The sequence below is a fragment of the Streptomyces goshikiensis genome, assembly GCF_014650555.1.
GTDB lineage: Bacteria > Actinomycetota > Actinomycetes > Streptomycetales > Streptomycetaceae > Streptomyces > Streptomyces goshikiensis.
Map to the genome: position 1 here is coordinate 69,027 of NZ_BMVE01000015.1, position 19,236 is coordinate 88,262.

Annotated in this window: 11 protein-coding genes; 3 read left to right on the plus strand and 8 right to left on the minus strand. The window is 70.4% G+C overall.

The window, feature by feature from the left end; all coding sequences use genetic code 11:
- Positions 1–7 precede the first annotated feature (7 nt).
- The 4 genes from IE248_RS31545 to IE248_RS31560 all read right to left on the minus strand — a co-directional run bounded on the left by IE248_RS31545 (position 8) and on the right by IE248_RS31560 (position 10,010).
- The gene (locus tag IE248_RS31545) at positions 8–7,192 is read right to left on the minus strand and encodes a non-ribosomal peptide synthetase (protein ID WP_190032434.1); all 7,185 of its coding nucleotides are present in this window, start codon (positions 7,190–7,192) and stop codon (positions 8–10) included.
- A 14-nt stretch (positions 7,193–7,206) separates the two neighbouring features.
- Entirely contained in the window at positions 7,207–8,469 is a 1,263-nt protein-coding gene (locus IE248_RS31550) for a cytochrome P450 family protein (protein ID WP_073795657.1), read from the minus strand.
- A 32-nt stretch (positions 8,470–8,501) separates the two neighbouring features.
- The gene (locus IE248_RS31555) at positions 8,502–9,326 is read right to left on the minus strand and encodes an SAM-dependent methyltransferase (protein ID WP_190032435.1); all 825 of its coding nucleotides are present in this window, start codon (positions 9,324–9,326) and stop codon (positions 8,502–8,504) included.
- Between the two features lie 132 nt (positions 9,327–9,458).
- Positions 9,459–10,010 (minus strand): EF-hand domain-containing protein, encoded by a 552-nt coding sequence (locus tag IE248_RS31560; protein ID WP_008735124.1) that lies wholly within the window; start codon positions 10,008–10,010, stop codon positions 9,459–9,461.
- A gap of 399 nt (positions 10,011–10,409) precedes the next feature.
- Here IE248_RS31560 and IE248_RS31565 point away from each other — a divergent pair, with 399 nt between their 5' ends.
- Positions 10,410–11,282, plus strand: coding sequence for an SDR family oxidoreductase (locus tag IE248_RS31565; protein ID WP_190032436.1), 873 nt, complete (start codon positions 10,410–10,412; stop codon positions 11,280–11,282).
- Between the two features lie 280 nt (positions 11,283–11,562).
- On the opposite strand, the gene IE248_RS31570 is transcribed toward IE248_RS31565, so the two are convergent.
- Positions 11,563–11,826: a hypothetical protein gene (locus IE248_RS31570; protein ID WP_190032437.1), complete on the minus strand. Its 264-nt coding sequence runs from the start codon at positions 11,824–11,826 to the stop codon at positions 11,563–11,565.
- A 274-nt stretch (positions 11,827–12,100) separates the two neighbouring features.
- Positions 12,101–12,316 (minus strand): hypothetical protein, encoded by a 216-nt coding sequence (locus IE248_RS31575; RefSeq protein WP_008735111.1) that lies wholly within the window; start codon positions 12,314–12,316, stop codon positions 12,101–12,103.
- A 948-nt stretch (positions 12,317–13,264) separates the two neighbouring features.
- Here IE248_RS31575 and IE248_RS31580 point away from each other — a divergent pair.
- Positions 13,265–13,456, plus strand: a complete 192-nt coding sequence (locus IE248_RS31580; protein ID WP_073795665.1) for a hypothetical protein — start codon at positions 13,265–13,267, stop codon at positions 13,454–13,456.
- 133 nt (positions 13,457–13,589) lie between these two features.
- A complete protein-coding gene (locus IE248_RS31585; RefSeq protein WP_190032438.1) occupies positions 13,590–16,130 on the plus strand; it encodes a tetratricopeptide repeat protein in 2,541 nt (846 codons plus the stop codon).
- Positions 16,131–16,296: 166 nt separating this feature from the next.
- On the opposite strand, the gene IE248_RS31590 is transcribed toward IE248_RS31585, so the two are convergent.
- Positions 16,297–17,619, minus strand: a complete 1,323-nt coding sequence (locus IE248_RS31590) for an MFS transporter (RefSeq protein ID WP_190032439.1) — start codon at positions 17,617–17,619, stop codon at positions 16,297–16,299.
- A 14-nt stretch (positions 17,620–17,633) separates the two neighbouring features.
- A complete protein-coding gene (guaD, locus tag IE248_RS31595; RefSeq protein ID WP_229895663.1) occupies positions 17,634–18,947 on the minus strand; it encodes a guanine deaminase in 1,314 nt (437 codons plus the stop codon).
- Positions 18,948–19,236 lie beyond the last annotated feature (289 nt).

The window sequence follows — 19,236 nt, forward strand, 5'->3', positions numbered from 1 at the left end:
CATGACGTCAGCCCTCCCGGCCGGTTCGGGTGAAGCCGGCGCCGATCAGCTCCGCGACGGTAGCCGCCAGGTGGGCCACATGCGGATCTTCCATGATCGTCAGGTGGTCTCCGGCGACACGGATGATCCGGATCTGCCCGCTGGTCATGGCGCTCCATCCGTTGCAAGCGTCCTGATGACGGGTTCGGGCGGCACGGTGCATGGCGGACAGCGCGACGGGCAGCGGCTCCGCGGCGCGGATCAGCGTGAGGTCCTGATCCTCGCGCGGGGGCCGGTAGGCCAGCGTCGCCTGCCAGTTCGCCCGGTAGACGCCGAAGAGACGGCGGATGACGGCCCCCGAGCTGCCGGCCGGCAGGACGCCCCGCTCGCTCGCGACGCGGGCCATGAACGCGAACTTCTCCTCCGGCGAGCCGAGTCCGTCAGGCAGACCCCGCGCGGGTGACGCGCCGCCGTCCCGCAGCCAGAGCAACTCGTGGAAGAACCAGTCCAGCAGCCCGTCGTCGTCGTGCACGACGCGCGGCCCCTGGTCCAGGGCGGTGGTGTCCAGCACCAGCAGGGCCGCCTGCTCGCCCGCCGCCCGCAGCCGACGGGCGATCTCGAAGGCGACGAAGCCGCCGAAGGACCATCCGCCGATCGTATAAGGGCCGTGTGGCTGAGCCGTCCGCAGCGCGGTGAGGTAGCTGTCCGCCAGGTCCTCCACCGTGCGCAGCGCCGTGGTGCCGGGCTCCGCTCCGGCGGCCTGGAGCGCGTACAGGGGCTGGTCGTCCGGGAGATGCCGGGCGAACCCGACGTAGCAGAGCACGTTGCCGCCCATCGGGTGGACCATGAACAGCGGCGGGCGAGTGCCCTGCGGGCGGATCGGGACCAAGGGGTCGAACGCGGCTCGCGCCCCGCCCTCGCGCAGCCGGGCCGCGAGTCCGGCGGGGGTGGGCGTCGCGATGAACTCCGACAGGGGGATGTGCACCCGGTAGCGCTGTTCGATCCGGACCACCAGCCGCATCACGGTCAAAGAGGTGCCGCCGAGGTCGAAGAGGCTGTCGTGCGCTCCCACCGAGTCCAGGCCCAGGACGTCCGCCAGCATCTCGGTCAGCGTCCGCTCGTAGGCGTCGCGCGGCGCGGCGGCCGGGGCGCGGCCGGGGGAGGCCAGCGGGGCGCCGCGCAGTGCGGCGTCGTCGCGTTTGCCACTGGGGGTCAGAGGCCACTGGGCGACCCATTGCAGGTGTGAGGGGACCATGTAGTCGGGCAAGGTGGCGCGCAACCGCTCACGGACCCCGGCCAGGTCCTCGTCCGTGCCCTCGCCGAGGAGGAACGCGGCGAGGAACACCTCGCCGTCCGTGCGCCGACGCGCCACGACCGCGGCGTCGCGCAGGCCCGGGTAACGCTCGGCCAGGCCGGTGACGGCCAGCTCCACCTCGGCCGGCTCCACGCGAAAGCCCCGTACCTTGACCTGCGCGTCGTCGCGTCCGAGGAAGACCACGTCTCCACCGGGAAGCACCATGCCGACGTCGCCGGTGTAGTAGAGCCTGTGGTCCCCGTCCGCGAAGGGATGGGGGACGAAACGCTCCTTGGTCAGGTCCGGGCGCCCCTCGTAGCCGTCGGCCAGGCAGCCACCGCCCAGGTAGACATCGCCCCGCGCCCCGGCCGGCACCGGACGCATCCGCTTGTCCAGGACGTGCACCTCGGCCCCGTCGATCGCGCGGCCGATCGGCGGCAGCGCGGGGAAGGCAGCGGGGTCACCGGTCATGGTGTACGCGGTGACCACGTGGGTCTCCGTCGGACCGTACTGGTTCTCCAGCACCGCTCCCGGGACTCTGGCGCACAGCGCGCGGATCTCGGGAGTGACGCGCAACTGCTCACCGCAGGTGATCACCACCCTCAGGGCCCGCGGGGTGATGCCCAGCGTGCCTGAGGCTTCGGCCAGCTGGTGAAGGGCCACCGGGGGGAGGAAGGCCTGCTCCACGCGCTCGTGGTCGAGCAGGCGCAGCAGCGCGGCCATGTCGCGCCGCTCCGCGTCGCCGACCAGGCACAGGGTGCCGCCGAAGGACAGCGTGGAGAAGATCTCCTGGAAGGAGATGTCGAAGCTCAACGGTGCGTACTGGAGCGTGACCCCGCCCGGCGCCGCGCTGGGCGCCCCGGCCTGCCAGGCCACCAGGGCGGCCAGGGTGCGGTGCGGCATGGCGACGCCCTTGGGGGTCCCGGTGGAGCCCGAGGTGAAGAGGACGTACGCGGTGCTCTCCCCGTCCGTCCCGCCCCTCGCCCGGCACACCGGCCCCGGCGCGGCCACCGACTCGGCGGGCAGCAGCAGCGCGGGGTCACCGGCGAGGTGGGCGTACGCGGCTTCGGCCACCACGCGGAAGGGCCGGGCCTGCTCGACCATCGTGGCCAGCCGGGAAGGGGGGTAGCTGACGTCCATCGGGACGACCGCGCAACCGGCCCGCATGACACCCAGCAGCACCGCCATGGTCAGCGGGGACCGGTTCATCGCGATCCCGATCCGGGCGTTCGCCGGGGCGCCGAGCGCGCCCAGCCGCCCCGCCACGTTCTCAACGGCCTCGGCGAGCCGGGCGTAGCTCCACCGCTCCTCGCCCATCACCACGGCGATCGCGTCCGGGGTGCGCGCGGCCTGCTCGACGAAGCGCGCCACGACCGTAGGGCACTGCGCGGGCACGGCCGGGACGGGACGGGGGGCGAGGAACGCGAAGTCGGCCGCCTCGTGTGGCTGTTCCACCATGCGGCGCAGGATGCTCAGGTAGCCGGCCGCGAAGAGGTCGCCCTGCTCCGCCGGGAACGACGCACCGTCGCAGTCGATCCGCAGCCACATGCCGGAGCCGTCCGGTTCGGTGACGGCGTTCACCATGAGCCGGAAATCGTTCTCCTCCCAGCTGCGGAACTCCTTGAGGCGCAGACCGGGGAGCCCGAGGACGTGGGAGAGCTGGTGGAAGTGCACGTAGTTGAAGGCCGTGTCCAGGACGGCCCCACCGCGGTCCTCCTGAATGGCGCTCAGCGGGTAGCGGCGGTGGGGGTGGCCGTCCTGCTCCTGGCGGAAGCCTTCGCGCGCCACCTCCAGCCAGCTGTCCTGTGCGGTGTCCAGGCGTACCGGCACGGTGTTCAGGAACAGTCCGGCGCTGCGCTCGGCTCCGGCCAGTTCGGGCCGGACGTGGGTGATCAGGCCGGTGGTCACCTCACGGGTGCCGGCGAGCATGGCCAGCGTCAGGGCGTGCGCCGCGAAGAGTACGGACTTCACGGGAAGGGAGTGTTCGGACGCCAGGCGCCGGACCCGCTCGACGAGGTGTCCGGGCAGGTCGACCCGGCGCGAGGCCGGCTGGTGGCGGGTACCGGGCAGGTGGGGCGAGAACGCCTCGATGGGCAGAGGGCCGCAGCCGGCCAGCTTCTCCCGCCAATAGCGCTTGGCCTCCGGGGAACGCAGGGCGCTCCGCTCCAGCCGTACGTGGGCCGCCGGTGACGGAGGCGCCGTGTCCTCGACGGGGCCGATGTCCAGGCCGAGGCCGTGGGCGTAGTCCTGGAGCAGCTCCTGGAGGAGGGTGGCGACGCTGCCGCCGTCGAGGAGCGCGTGATGGAAGCTGAGGATCAGATCGACGGTGGCGGGCCGCACATGGGCGCGGAACAGATACAGCGGCGGCCGCTCGAACACGTAGGGGTGGAGACGCCGTTCCTCTACGTGCGCGCGTACCTCGGCCTCGGCCGCCGCGCTGTCGAGCGGACGCAGGTCGACGACCTCCAGGCCGCCTTGCACCCTGGGGTGAACGACCTGCAACGGGTCCGCGCCCGCCAGCTCGAAGGCCGTGCGCAGCGCCGGATGCCGCGCTGTCAGCCGGTTGAAGGCACGACGGAACCGCTCCTCGTCCCAGGGCATCTCCAGGGTGTACCGGAAGACGTCCCGGTACCTGGCCGACGTTTCGTGCCTGCGGCTGTGGTACAGCAAGCCGAGCTGGATCCGGGTCAGCGGGTAGGCGTCCTCGGCATCCCGCAGGCGGGCCCGGTCGACATCGGCCACCAGGGCGAACGGGGCGAGGGCGGCCCCGGCCCCGGTCCCGGACGCGTCGCACTCCTCGGTGCGGGTGGCGAGGCCGGCCACCGTGGGGTTGCGCAGGAGGTCGGTGAGCGAGAAGCGCAGGCCCCGGGCCTCCGCTTCGGCACGCACCTTGAGCATCGTGATCGAGTCGCCGCCGAGCGCGGCGTAGTCGTCGTGGATCCCTACGACGTCATGGCCCAGGACACGGGCCCAGACCTCGGCCAGTACGGTCTCGGTCCGGTTGCGCGGCTGCCCGCCCGCGATGGCCTCCGGGGCGTCGTGCGGTGGTGGCAGCGCGTCGTGGTCGGCCTTGCCGTTGGCGGTCAGTGGAACGCCGTCGATCCGGGTGAAGGAGGCCGGAACCATGAACGCCGGCAGCGTCCGACCGAGCCGTTCGCGCAACAGCGCCGTGTCGATCGGGGCCTCGGCGACGTAGTAGCCGGCCAGGACGGCTCCACGGTCGGGGGTGGTACGGCCCACCACGATGGCGTCCCGTACGCCGGGGACGGCACGCAGGGCGGTGGCCACCTCGGCGGGTTCGACGCGGTTGCCCCGGATCTTGACCTGGCCGTCGATCCGTCCGAGGTACTCCAGGGTGCCGTCGGCGAGCCACCGCGCCAGGTCCCCGCTGCGGTAGAGCCGGCCGCCCGGCACGAACGGGTCGGCGGCGAACTTCTCGGCGGTCAGCTCCGGGCGGTCGAGATACCCGCGGGCGAGGCCTACTCCGCCGATGCACAGCTCCCCGGCGACACCGACGGGCTGCGGCAGGTCGCCGGCGCCCAGTACGTACAGCCTGATGTTGTCGATCGGCCGGCCGATGGGCACCCGCGTGATGGTGTGGGCGGGGTCGTCCGGGCACTCGTAGGACGAGACGTCGACCGTGGCCTCGGTCGGGCCGTACAGGTTCACGAGCCGTACGGGCGGCTCCGCGCCGCTCCCACGGAGGCACCGCTCGACCAGGCGGTTGAACTGCTCCACGCGGGCGACGGGCAGGGCCTCACCGCTGCAGAAGACGTGCCGCAGGGTCCGGATGGCCTCGCGGGCCGGCGCCGGATCCTCCTCCAACAGGTCGAGGAACGGGCCGAGCATGGAGGGTACGAAATGCACGGCGGTGACCCGGTGCTCGCCGATCGCCCGCAGGACCTCGCGCGGGTCCCTCTGGGCGCCGGGCGGCAGCAGGGCCACGGCCGCGCCCTCGACGGCCCACCAGAACAACTCCCATACGGAGACGTCGAAGGAGACCGGCGTCTTCTGCAGGAGGACGTCCCGTTCTCCGAGCGGGTAGCTGCGCTGCATCCACGCGAGGCGGTTCACCACGCTGTGGTGCTCGACCATGACGCCCTTGGGCTGTCCGGTCGAGCCGGAGGTGTAGATGACGTACGCGACGTCACGGGAGGTGGCGAGCGGCTCGACCGGGGCACCGCTGCCGGTCAGCAGGCCGCCGACGCGCCGCACCGCCGTATCCCCGGGAAGGCCGGCGGGAGCGTCGTCATCGACGATCACCACCTTGGCACGGCTGTCGCGCAGCAGGAACCGCACCCGCTCGGCCGGGTAGCCGGGGTCCACCGGTACGTAGGCGCCGCCGGACTTCAGGACGCCGAGCAGCGCGACCAGCAGCCGCGGCCCCCGCTCCATCATCACCGCGACCCGGTCGTCCGGGCCGACTCCCTCCGCGCGCAGGGCACGCGCGACCCGGTTGGCCCGCTCGTCGAGTTCGGCGTAGGTCAGCGTGTCCCCGGCCGCCGCGATGACGGCGGTCCGGTCCGGCCGCAGGGCGGCCTGCGCCTCGAACAGCGCGTGGAGGGTGGCCCGATCCGCGTAGGGCACCTGCCGGCCGAGGGCACGCCCGGCGGTGAGGTCCTGGTACTCGGCGGGGGAGAGCATGGGGACGTCGGACACGGGCCGGTCCAACAGGTCCAGACCGTGCTCCAGGAGCGTCGTGAGGTGTCCCGCCACGGAGGCGATGGGAAGGTCCTCGTCGAAGACGTCACGCGCGTAGTCCAGGTCGACACGGACATCGGCCGTGTCGTCGAAGGCGGTGACCAGGACGCCCAGCGCGTCCTGGTCGTGCGAGGGAGCCATCAGGGTGCCCCGCCGCACCACTCCCGGGACCTGCGGCCGGGACCAGTTCAGGTAGGAGAGCGTCACGTCGAAGAGTTGCCGTGGTCCCTGCGTCGCCGCGGGCGCTTCCCGCAGGATGTCTCCGAGAGCGAGTCGCTCATGACGCCGGAGTGCGCGCGTCGTGCCCTGGACCGCGGTGAGCAGTTCGCGAACGGTCAGCGTGCCGGGAGCCGCGACCCGTAGCGGCAGGGTGTTGGCGAACTGACCGAGCACGTCCCTGTGCCGCCCCGTCGGACGGTTGAGGAAGGGGACGCCGAGGACCACCTCCTCGCTCCTGTGCAGGCGTGTCAGGTACGCACCGAACATGGCCGCGACGTACGTGAACGGCCAGTAGCCCGCGGCGCGGACCCGGCCGATGAGGGCGCCGTCGATGACGAACGAGTGACGGCCGCGGCCGCCCGGACCGCCGTCCTTCCCACGGGTGAAGAGCGCGGGTGCCACGCCACCGAGGTACTCGCGGTAGAACGCACGGTCGCGGTCGCCGTCCGTCCCGCTGCGGTAGGCGGCGTCCTCCTCGACGAACGTCAGGTAGGAAGGCGCTGTCCGGGCGCTCGCCTGCGGATCGCCGTGCGGCGCCCGGGCGTACTCCCGGAGGATCTCGTGGCTCAGCCGGTCGAGGGTCCAGCCGTCGGCGACGATGTGGTGCGCCTTGATGTGCAGATGCGTGACATCGGGGCTCTCCACGAGGAGTACGGCTTCCACGAGGGGGCCGCTGCCGAGCGACAGGGCGCCCGCCAAGGACCCGCGCATCCACTCCGCACAGGCGGCGTCCGGCACGGGCTCGTGGGAGAGGTCGATCACCGGGACGGGAACACGGTCCTCGGCCACCCGTTGGAAGGGGACGCCGGCGCGCTCGGCGAGCCGCAGCCGGAACGCGTCATGGCGGTGCAGCACGCGCTCCGCGCAGACGGCGAGCCGCTCGTGGTCGACGCCCCCGTCCAGACGCTCGTGGAGAACGCAGTTGAACTGTGGTGACTCCGGAGCCTGGGAGCCGACGGACCATACGTCACGCTGATATGCCGTCAGGGGATACGGCATGTGGTGGTTCATGTTCAACTGTTGAGGTTTCCTTCGAGCCGTACAGGGATCTCTCGGTGCCCGTTGAAGATGAGGGAAGGCAGCGGAGACAGACAGTCGGGTCCGACGGCCAGTTCGAGGGCGGGGAACCGGGAGAAGAGCGCGGACAACCCGATGCGGCCTTCGAGACGGGCGAGTTCGGCGCCCAGGCAGTAGGTCGGGCCGTGGCTGAACGCCAGGTGTTCACGGGCGGTGGCGCGGGTGATGTCGAAGAGGTCGGCGTCCTCGCCGTGGACCCCGGGGTCGCGGCCGACCGCGGCGTAGTTGATGACGAGGGCCTCGCCCCGCGAGAACGTCAGCCCGGTCGCTTCGTCGTACAGGTCCTCGGTGGGGAAGCGCATCATGAAGTTGGCCACCGGAGCCTGGTGGCGCAGGGTTTCCTCCACGACCTGGTCCCAGCCGACACGGCCCGACAAGGCCAGGTCCAGCTGGGCCGGGCGCGTGAGCAGGTTGACCACGGCGTGGTCCAGCAGGTTCGCCGTGGTCCCGTAGCCGGCGCCGAGCACCATCCAGATGTTGTCGGCCACCTCCCGCTCACTGAGACGGCCCTGGCGGTGGGCGTCGACCAAGGCACTGGCGATGTCGTCGCCGGGACGTTCGGTCTTGATCACGAGTAGGTCCGCGAGGAGCCGCGCGGCCTCGGCTGCCGTGGCGTCGGCCTGCTCGACGGTCAGATCCGTGGTGAAGACCGTGTCGTTGACGGTCTGGAACCTGTCGTGCATCACCTCCGGCAGGCCGACCAGTGTGGTGACCGTCAGCCAGGGCAGCCGTGAGGCGAAGTGCTCGCGCAGGTCCACCACTCCGCCGGGAGCGGCGGCGGCCGCATCCGCGAGATCGTCCAGCAGCACGGCGGTGGTCTTCTCGATCCACGGTGCGAGCGCCCGCACGCGGCGGGCGGTGAACGCGGGGACCAGGGGATGGCGCAGTCGGCTGTGGTCGGGCCCGTAGGCGGTCTGGACGGTGCGGATGTCGACCCAGATCCGCAGCGGCCAGTCGGCGGGAAGGTCACCGCTCAGGAAGGCGGGCCAGTGCCGGTGGGCGTCCTTGGAGACGCGGGGGTGGATCAACAGCCGCCGGACGAGCCCCGGGTCGGTGACCGACCATGCCGGTACACCACCGGGCAGCTCGACCCGGGTGGCGGGCCCCAGCGCACGCAGCGCCGCGGCCTCGCCGTGGATGTCCGCGGCGCCGCCGTCCAGGCGGTAGGGGCAGCGGTTCGGGGAGGAAACGGAGGACATGGGCGTACGACCTCGGAGGCGCCGGTCGGGACTCAAGGGCGAACGGCGGTCAGGAGTCCGTACCGCAGCTGGGGGACCGCACCGAAGAACCACTCGCCGAGGTCGGCCGCGGTTTCCATTTCGCGCGCCTCCTGGCCGTCGAGCTCGCGTGCCGCCTTCCGCCAGCCGTCGATCATGCTGTCGTAGCAGCGCCGGACGTTCTCGGTGGTGTCGGTGTAGTCCACCACCTCCAGGCCGGCCTCCCGCAGCAGCGTCCGGTATCCGTCGGTGCTCAGCGAGAACTTGAAGAACGCGTACGCGTCGGCCATGCGCGCGGTGTCCGGGGCGGTCAGCTCGCCTTCGAGGCTGTGCTCGGCGATGACCAGCCGCCCACCAGGACGCAGGACCCGTGCGACGTGGCCGATGGCCGCCACCTTGTCCTTCATGTGCATCAATGACTCGATGGCGTACGCACCGTCGAACGACGCGTCCGGGAAGGACAGTTCCATGGCATCGGCCAGCTGGAACGTAGCCTGTCCGCGAAGGTCCGGCGGCAGCGGCCGGCTGTTGGCCAGTTCGACCTGGTAGTCGCTGACACTGACACCGGTGATCCGCACGGCGTGGTGCGCGACGATGCGCATCGCCGTACTCCCGTGTCCACAGCCAACGTCGAGCAGGTGCTGGCCGTCCTCGGGGGCGAGGCGTGCGGCGACGAGGTCCGTCAGCCGGTCGGTCGCCACGTGCATGGGGCTGTCGTCCGCTTCGTCGTCCCAGTAGCCGACGTGGATGTTTCCGCCGAGCGCGTGGTCGTACACATCCGTGTGGCGGTTGTAGAAGGTTCCCACTTCGCCGGAGGTGGGAGGGTTTTGCGTCAGCATGAAATGGCCCTTCACAGAATGAATTAGGGGTAAGTATGTGAAATGAGTAAGGCAGAGCGGTTGAATGTCAAGGTGGTACTGCAACCGCACTTTCCGAGAGCGCGATTGCAGCACCAGATCAAGCGGATCCGCTCACACGCGCCCGAAGAACAGGCTGCCCGGTGCCTCCGGGTCGTTCGAGAGGAAGTGCTCGCGCACCGCACGGATGAACTCGTGGCGCGAGATCGAGCCGTCTCCGTCGGTGTCCAGCTTGGTGAACATGTCCATCGCGTCGGGCGCGTCGCTCTTCCACACGTCCCTCAGGAACCGAGCGAACTCGTCCTTGCTGATCTCGTTGTCGCCGTCGACGTCGATGACGTCGAAGATCGCGTGGCCGCCACCCTCAGTCACGTTGAGGCGGCTGGTGTCGATCACCGCGAGGCGGTTGGCCGTGATGAACTGGTCCTTCGTGAGCCGGTCCCCGTCGACGCCCGCGTGACGGAGGAGCTCCAGCCAGTAGATCTGGCAGAAGGTCTGGAGTGCCCTGGCCCGGCGGTCGTCCTTGGCGAGCTTGTACGCCTTGATGTAGCGGTCGGCGAGCTGCTGATAGTCCGTCCAATCCAGGTACCCGTCCTGGTTGGCGTCCATGGTCTCGAACGTGCGTTCCAGCTTGATGGTGATGACGTCCGGCGCCGCAGCGGTCACGTGTCCTCCTTGAGGATGAAGGGGGAAGGTCGTGATCACCATCTCTTGACCCGTGAAGCGGGGTCACTTGACGAAAGGTTCCTCTTCTTCCATTTCATCCGTTCGGACGCATTCTCCTGCGCAACGCATTCGCCGGTGGAGCGAATTTTCTGTGGCGGCCCGGCATCCCCGGCCCGCTCGGCAGTACGTACGCACCGAAATTCCGAGCCTTTCCGGCGACTCCTTCGGCTGAGGGACGGCCCTTGCCGACTACAGTCGGAGTGCGCCGAAACCGTTCGGTTGTCATGGGGGTTATCGCGGCGCGGCAGACACGGTGATTCGCCGACGGATGGCCGGCGCGGTCCTGTCTGCCTCCACGTCCTGAACTGGAGTGAACAAGTGTCGAAATCGTCGGGTCCGATGTCACCCGCAGGCCGGTCCGTGCTCATCACCGGAACCTCCTCCGGACTGGGGGAAGCCTGCGCGCTGCACATGTCCCGGGTCGGCTTCCACGTCATCGCCGGAGTCCGCCGGCCCGAGGACGGAGAACGGCTGCAACGAGCCGCCACCGGACGGCTCACCCCGGTGATCATGGACGTGACGGACGAGAAGTCGGTCCAAGCGGCCGTGCACGAGGTCACCGAGCTGACCGGTGCGGCAGGGCTGTGGGCTCTGGTCAACAACGCGGGCATCGCGGTCACGGCTCCACTGGAGTGCGTACCCATGGAGCTGATGCACCGACAGCTCGACATCAACGTGATCGGTCAATTGCAGGTGACCCAGGGGTTCCTGCCGCTGCTGCGCGCCGGCGCCGGGCGGATCGTCAACATTTCCTCCGGCCTCGGGAACGTCGCCCTCCCCTTCCTCGGTGCCTACGCCGCCTCTCAGTTCGCCAAGGAGGCGATCAGCGACACGCTGCGCCGCGAACTCGCCCCGCAGGCGATCCCCGTCGTGGTGATCCAGCCGGGTGCCGTCCTGACCCCGCTCTGGGGCAAGATGGCAGAGGAGGGCAACCGGGTACTCGACAGCGTCCCGGGGCCGGTGCAGGAGCTCTACCGCCACCCGTTCCAGCAGTTCATGAAGGACAACGAGACCTCGGCCGGGGCCAGCAGTACGACCCCCGACGGCGTCGCCCGGGTGGTCTTCCGCGCACTGGTCGCCCAGCGGCCCAAAACCCGCTACACCGTCGGCCGAGACGCAGCAGGCAGCCGAGTGCTGTCCAGGCTGATGCCCGACCGGGCGTTGGACCGGATCTTCGGCGGATCATCGGCCTTGACGCATCTCAGGAGCTGACCAGCCTCCTCACGGGGACCGGATGAAGGATGCGGCGGCTCGGCCAACCCCGGGGCACGGCTTGCTGGGCGGCCGGAAGTCCGTCGCCCTGCGCCGGGGAAGCCGGCGAATCTGCTCGCCGGCCGCCACATTCGAGTCAGATGAGATCGATGCCGCGCAGCTGCGCGGCGCTGATCCGGTTGTCGGTGATCCACGCTCAGTCCCAGACTCCGCCTTCCTGCGGGCGCCAGCTGGACGGCGCCGCCGTCCGGACCGGAGACCTCCGTGCGCACAGGCCGGTTCAGCCCGAGAAGGTGACTGCTGCGCTCGATGATGCGAACGGCCCGCTCGACCGCCTGAAGATCGCCGGTCCGGATCGCGGCCCGGTATACGCCGAAGAACAGCCGCTCCAGGCGTTCCTCATGAGTTTGCGGAGCTCGTCCGTGCTCTCATCCAGGGCGGTGCCGCGCTCGGAAAGGGCCTTGGACACGTCCTTGCAGGCCAGTTCGATCAGGCGGCCGTCGGTGCGCGGCGCCAGCCCCTTGCGGTACGCCTCGATGCCCAACCCCTGCGGGTAGGCGATACCGCCGGAGTTGACCGACGGATCGGCGGCGAGCTACGGCTGATCGTCAGCCAGTCGATACCGGCGAACTTCAAATCGATCGCGTCGCTTCGGCGTTGCGTGATCGCTGCACGCTGCGCCCGGGTGGGTCGGCCGCCCACGAACGTCTCCCTGGGCCCCGCGCCCCCCTCCATGATCCTGTAGCGGGGGTGATGCCTGTGCTGGGGCCGGGGAAACGTGCCCCGGGCCGGGAGTGTGCCCGGCCCGGGGCGGTGCGCTAGTTCTGGGCCAGGGTCCACTTCCTGAGGCGGTCCACGATCTCCAGGAGGGAGCGCCGGGGGCCGGGGGAGAGGAACGCGAAGGAGGCGAAGGAGGGGACGAGCGCGATCACGACGAGCAGGGCGGGGATGATGCGCACGACGACGGTGAAGAAGTCGATGACGAGCCGGAGCGTCTTGGCCTGGGTGAGAACGTCGACAAGGCGGTCGAACAAGGTGGGATCTCCTCGAAGCGCGAGCGGGCCACTTGGTGTCCGGCCGAGGGCATAGGTCTCCCTGGGCGGTGCCCCTCACTGACGAGGTGCGACCAAGTGATCCAATGCCCGCTGGCCCGCGTCTGCGAGTCAGCGGCACATTAGGTGCCGGCTCATCCCTGCTCCTCGGTTTTGCTCTGGCGCTTTATGCAGCCAAGCAAGAACCTGGCGGCCGTAGAAATTTACGGGCCGCCAGGTTGACGTGCAAGGGTTAGATCAAGTCGGTGGCTTGAATCAATCGTCTCCGGCTACTCGAAGCTGAGCTGTCCAGGGGTGACTGTCCTTGATATCCCCCGTTTGTGCCGAGTCGGCGGCGCGTCTGGAGTTTTCCTGTGCTGTCGCAGCCACCATCCAAACTGCCAGCTCCGGCACGTTCGGTACAGTCTGGCCTGACGCATTTCGGCATCGGCCGGGATGGAATTCTCACTCCACCCGATGATCGGTCGCGCGTTCTGGAGCCGCACCCCTAGACCGGATTCGAGCGAGTCCCTCTCCCATGTCTGGCCCGGGGCGTGCTCGGCGGCCAGATGGGCGTTGCGCTCCCAAGACCGCGGGATCGGCAGAGCGCACAGGTACCAGGCGAGTGGCGGTGACGCCGCCGGCAGCAGGATCGTTTGCCTCTTGGCCTCACGGTCAACCCGGAGGTGATTCCGTGCTTGTCGCGGCTTTCTATTTCTATGCGAACCCTTTCGGAGCTCGCCCCCAATGTCATCGCATCTAACCCTCCACCACGTGCGGGCCGGAAAGCCCGATGCCAGGCGTCCCTCCGGTGCTAGCCGATCGAGTCCTCGGGGGCATGCCGCTTGTCCGGGCGTGTCCGGGTTCAGCGCCGGACACCCCTGCCGGCCGCAGCCTGGGAGCACGTTCCGGGGCGTCACCCGGAGCGGCAGCGGCCCGGGGAGGAGCCCCATGCACATCAACGACCTGGTAGTCCGAACTCTTGAGCACGTCATCGACGCCGTTCCGTACCTCCAGGCGGTGGTGTCCGCCGGAAGCGCGACCGTCATGGTCCACCGCGCGGTACGAGCGGCTCGCAGGGCCCTGGCCCGTCGGCGGTCCGGCCGCCCGCCGACGTCCGGGCCGGGAGCGCGCCAGATCTGAACCCGACGGCCTGAACCGGCCCGCCTCAGGGCCGGATCGGCTGAAATCCTGCGGCCCGCACCCCCGTTTCCTACCATCGTGCGGTGACCGATGAGACGAACGCCCGTCTTCCGACAGGGAGCCGGGAGACCCTGTGGAAACCGCGCGAGCCGCCCGCGCCTGGTTCGCCGGGCTGCTCGGCGCGTACGTCGCCGAACACGGCTCACTGTCCCTGCGCGCGCTGGAACGTGAAACCCGCGCCGTCGGGATGCACCAGCCCAAATCGACGCTGAGCGACGTGCTGGGAGGCCGTAGCACTCCCAGCTGGGCCACCATCGAGGCCGTCGTGGTCGCGGCTCACCGGTACTCCGGCAGCCCCGGCAAGCCGGAACTCACGCCCTGGCAGCGGCGATACCAGCGCCTCGACGACCTCCTCGCCGAAGGGCGGATCGGACAGCGCTCGGCCTCCGACGCCCTCGTCCGGAACCAAGGGCGGTCATGGCCAAGGCAGTTCGGCGCCCTGCCCGAGCCGGCCGCGGCGTTCCTGGAGCGGCCGAGGCTCCACCTGCCCGACGGACCGGGCCGGTTCCTGCTGACGGGCAACGGGGGCGTCGGCAAGACGCAGGCGGCCGCAGCGTACGCCCGCTCGCGGCTGGCGCAGCGCGATCTCGACCTGCTGATCTGGGTCAACGCCTCCACGCGCGACACCGTCGTGTCCGGCTTCGTGGAGGCCGCGGCGGAGCTGGTCGGCGCCCGGCCCCACCTGCGGGCGGAGGAAGCCGCGACCCAGCTCCCGTCCTGGTTGGCCAAGGCCCGCCGCCGTTGGTGCGTGGTCCTGGACGATCTGTCCTCTCCCGGCGACCTGCACGGCCTCTGGCCACCCACCACCGAACACGGCAGCACCCTGATCACCACCCGGCGCCGGATCGACGCACTCGACCGCCGCTGCACGGTCGTGGAGGTCATCCCGTTCAGCCCGCAGGAGTCACTGGCCTATCTCCGGGGTGTCATCGACCCGTCGGCCGGCACGGACGCGGAACTGAACGCCCTCGCCGACGACCTCGGACACCTGCCGCTGGCTCTCGCGCAGGTGGCGGCGTACATGGGGAACACCGGCCGGTCCTGCAGGGAATACAGGGACCGGTTCGTCCGGCGCGACGCCAAGCTTGCGGACCTCGTCCCCGAGGAGGGCGAGGGTCTGATCGAGTACCGCAGGCCGCTGTCCGTCGCCTGGTCCCTGTCCGTGGAGGCCTCGGACGCCTTGCGTCCCCAAGGCGCGGCCCGTCCGGTCATGCACGTCCTCAGCCTGCTCGACGGCACCGGCGTACCGGGCGAACTGTTCTCCACCCCCGCCGTGCTGGCCCTGGTGGCCGGCGGCACCGCAGCCGCTGCCGGACCCGGGGCCGGACCCAAGGCTGCGGCCCAGGACACCGTCCACGACGCGGTGCACAACCTGCGCCGCTACAGCCTCCTCCACATCGACCGGAGCTCGACCCCGGCCGACGGAAGCGGGCCCGGCGCGCTTACGGGCGGGGCGTCGGTCCGGGTCCACGTGATGACGCAGCGCGCCACGCGGGACCTGCTCAGCGCCCCCGAGCGGGAGGACGCGGTAGCGGCCGCCGCGCAGGCGCTCCTGGAAGGCTGGGGCATCGCGGACCCCCCGGCTCGCCTCGACCGGGAACTACGCTCCAACGCCTTCGCCCTGCTGCGCCAAGCCGGACCGGACCTGCTCGCCCCCGCGCCGCACGAGGTGCTCTTCCGCATGGGCCACAGCCTCGGCGACTCGGGCCAGGCGACGGCCGCGTTACGGCACTTCCGGTGGCTGGAGCGGACCGTCGCCGAGCGGTTCGATCCCGATGACGCGATCAGCCTGGGCGCCCGCGGTCACCTCGCCTGGTGGCAGGCCAAGTCGGGTGACCAGGCGGGCGCGGCCGCGGCCTTCAAGGCCCTTGCCGAGGACCAGGCACGGCTCCTCGCGCCCGAACACCCGGACTTGCTCCAGACCAGGCAGAGCGCCGCCGTGTGGCGGGGCGCGGCCGGGGACCCGGCGGGCGCGGCGGCGGAGCTGCGATCGCTGTACGAGCTGCGGATCCGGGTGATGGGTGCGGCCCACCGCGACACCGTCAGCAATCGCAACCACCTGGCCAACTTCCTTGCCGCGTCCGGTGATCACGAGGGCGCCTTCGCCTTGCACGAGGAGGCTTGGCAGGAGGCTCTGGAGCGGCGGCACCCGGGCCACCGGGACGTACTCCGCGCCCGCTCGGTGGCGATGCGGCACCGCGGCGAGCTCGGGGACATCGCCGGAGCCTTGGAGGCGCTGAACGACCTGCTGGCCGTCCAACTGGAGGACGACCCCGACAGCCCGGACACGCTCGCCACCCGGGCCGGCATCGCGGAGTGGACCGCCCGGCGCGGGAACCCGCGTCGGGCGGCGGCCCTGCTGGAGGGTGTACTCACCGACCGGCTGCGGGTACTGGGCCCGGAACACCCGCACACCCTGGCCACCCGGCTGGACGTGGCGCGCTGGCTGACCGACGCGGGGGAGTACGGCCGTGCGACGGCCGAGCTGTACGCGCTCCTGCCCGAGCAGATCGAAGCCCTCGGAGCTGACCACCCGTCCGTCGCAGCGACCCGCGCGGCCCTGTCCCGGGCCTCGGCCCAGAACTCCGCAGCGCCCACACCGACGGACGACTGACGGCCGCGCCGTACCGGCCGCATTCTCGAATGCTCGGCTGCCCGGCGACCCACCTCCGCGGCGTACGGGGGCGCGGCCTCCACGAAGCGGGGACCTCGCGACCGCCCGGGGCCAGTGGGAGAGCACCTCACGCCGTTCTCGCAGCGATCCGCCCGGCCGCGCTCACTCAGGCTGTTCTGGTGCCGGTGTCCTTGATGAAGAGGCCTGCCAGGGCGCCGAGGACGAGGAGGATCGGCATGATGAGGAGGGCGTGGCCGTAGTCGGCGAGGGCCGGGTTCTGGGGGAGGAGTTTGCCGGGGACGGCCTGGAGGAGCCCGCCGATGATGAAGCAGATGCCGTTGACGATGGCGGCGGAGCTGCCGACGAGTCTGCCGGGGACGGATTCTCCGGCGACGGTGAAGCCGAGCATGTGGGCGCCGGCGAAGAGGCCGACGCAGAACATGGTGACGACGGAGACGCTGTTGGTCTCGCTGGGCAGGTAGATCAGCAGGGCGACCGCGACCGCCTGGAGGAGGACGCCGACCACGGCGGGGATCCGGCGGTTGTTCCAGTGGTCGGAGAGCACGTTGAACAGGGGTGCGCCGACGGCGAGGCCGAGCCAGGACATGGCGGTCAGGATGGCGGCGAGTGAGGTTTCGGCGCCGCGGGCCTCCATGATCCGGGGCCCCCAGAGAACGCCCATGGCGAGCATCGAGCCGAAGGAGACTCCGGCGAGGGCCGCGGAGAGGACGACATTGCGGTTGCGGAAGCAGGCGCCGAGGTCGCGGAAGATGCTTGGGACGAGAGGTGGCCGCGCGGCCTTGGCCGCGGTGGTCTGCGCGAGGGTTTCGGGGCCCGGAGACGGATTGCGGACCAGCAGGGCGAACAGCACGATCAGCAGGACGCCGGCGGCGCCGAATCCGTTGAGGAGTTGCTGCCAGCTGACCTGGGTGAGCTGCCAGGAGATGATGGGCTGGCCGAAGGCCGAGCCCAGGGAGGCAAGGCACTGGACCAGGCCGAACATCAGGCCGTAGCGGGCGGCGGGAAACCACTGGCCGCCCAGATAGCCGGCACCTACGAAGCCGAACGCTGAGCCGATGGCTAGTACGACCTGTGCGGCGATGAGGGTGGCCATGCTGGTGGTCTGGGCGTAGAGGAATGCGCCGGCGGTGACGAAAGCGACCGCGATCGTGAGGAGCGGGCGTGAGCCGAAGCGGTCCAGGAGGGCGCCGGAGAAGAACTGGCACAGGGCGAAGGCCCAGGTGTAGATGGAGCCCGCGAGGCTGATCTGGGCCACGGTGAGGGCGGCGGTCTTCTGGATCTCCGGGGAGACGACGGCGTATCCGGTCTGGATGGAGAACAGCCAGACGACGAATACGGTGGCCAGGCTCCAGATGATCCAGGCTTCGACGCCGCCGATCGTACGGTGCGGGCCGTGCAGGATCCGCGCGCCGGGGTGTTTGCGGTACTCGGTATCGCCGCCGGGGGCGGCAGGAGCGGTGCGTGCCATGACGAGGTCTCCTGTCAGCCGGTGGTGGCGTCGCGGTCGTGGGCGAGCGAGCCGGCCACGTAGGTGGCGCGCACGGTGCGGTCGTCTCCCATGACGGCCAGGACGAAGAGGAGTTCCTCGATGTCGTTCACGCGTGCGGTGCGCTGGGCGAGCAGCGGGGTCGCCTTCGGGTCGAGGACGACGAAGTCCGCCTCCCGACCGGGTTGGAGGGAGCCGATCTTGTCCGCGATGCCCATGGCCTGTGCGCTGCCGAGGGTGGCGAGGTAGAAGGCCTTGATCGAGTCCAGCGGGTAGTTGCTGAGCTCGGCCACCTTGTACGCCTCGTTCATCGTGGCGAGCAGGGAGAAGCTGGTGCCGGCGCCGATGTCTGTGCCCAGCCCGACGTGCATGGGCCGCTTGGGGTCCTTGGCGTCGTGGACGTGGAACAGCCCGCTGCCCAGGAACAGGTTCGATGTCGGGCAGTGTGACACCGCGGCACCGGTCTCGGCGCAGCGGCCGCGCTCGTAGCCGGTCAGGTGCACCCCGTGCGCGAGGACGGTTCCCGGGCCGAGGAGACCGTAGTGGTCGTAGACGTCGAGGTAGCCGCGCCGCTCGGGGAACAGTGAACGCACCCAGGAGATCTCCCCGGTGTTCTCCGAGACGTGGGTGTGCATCAACGCCTCCGGGTGCTCACGACGGAGCGCGCCGGCGGCCTCCAGCTGCCCCGGCGTGCTCGTCGGCGCGAAACGCGGAGTGATGGCGTAGAGATTGCGCCCCCTGCCGTGCCAACGCTCCAACAGCACCTTGGAGTCCTCGTAGCCCGACTGGGCCGTGTCCAGCAGGGCATCGGGGGCGTTGCGGTCCATCAGCACCTTGCCCGCAGCCATCCGCATGTTCCGCGCCGAGGCAGCCTCGAACAACGCGTCCACCGACTCCGGATACACCGCACAGAACGTCAAGGCCGTCGTCGTGCCGTTGCGCAGCAACTCGTCGCAGAACGACGACGCCATCTGCCGCGCGTACCCGGGATCAGAGAACCGCTGCTCCTCGACGAAGGTGTAGTGATTCAGCCAGTCGATCAGCTGCGAGCCGAAGGCCGCGATGATCCCCGTCTGCACGTAGTGGATGTGCGTATCGACGAACCCCGCACTGATCACGTGATCCGGGTAGTGAACAGGCTCGACGCCCTGGGGAAGTCGCTCACGCAGTGCGCCGTAGTCGCCGGCCGCGATGATGACACCGTCCTCGCAGATCAGCAGGCCGTCGCTCTCGTAGACGAAGGCATCCTCCCGATCGGTGAGGAACGGATCGTCCACGAACGAGATGAACGGGCCACGCACAGCTGTCACAGCGGCAGACATCGCCACCTCCGGCTCGGAAAGCGGTCCCCATCCTCCCCAGTGGACGCTCCGCCCGGCCCAACGGCACTCACGGATACGCCGAACAGGCGACCCGGGCCTCTCCCGAGGGCCGCCCAGTCACCGGCATCCACGGCACCTTCGTGGAGTCACAGCGAGAAGCCGGTCCACCCCGGAGCCTGACTCGGCAGGGCCCTCTGGTCGTATTCACGCGCCATATACGTCTGGCGGGGGAGGCTGTCGGGTGCGCCAGGCCCGGAGCGTCGGTAAAGGCGGCCCC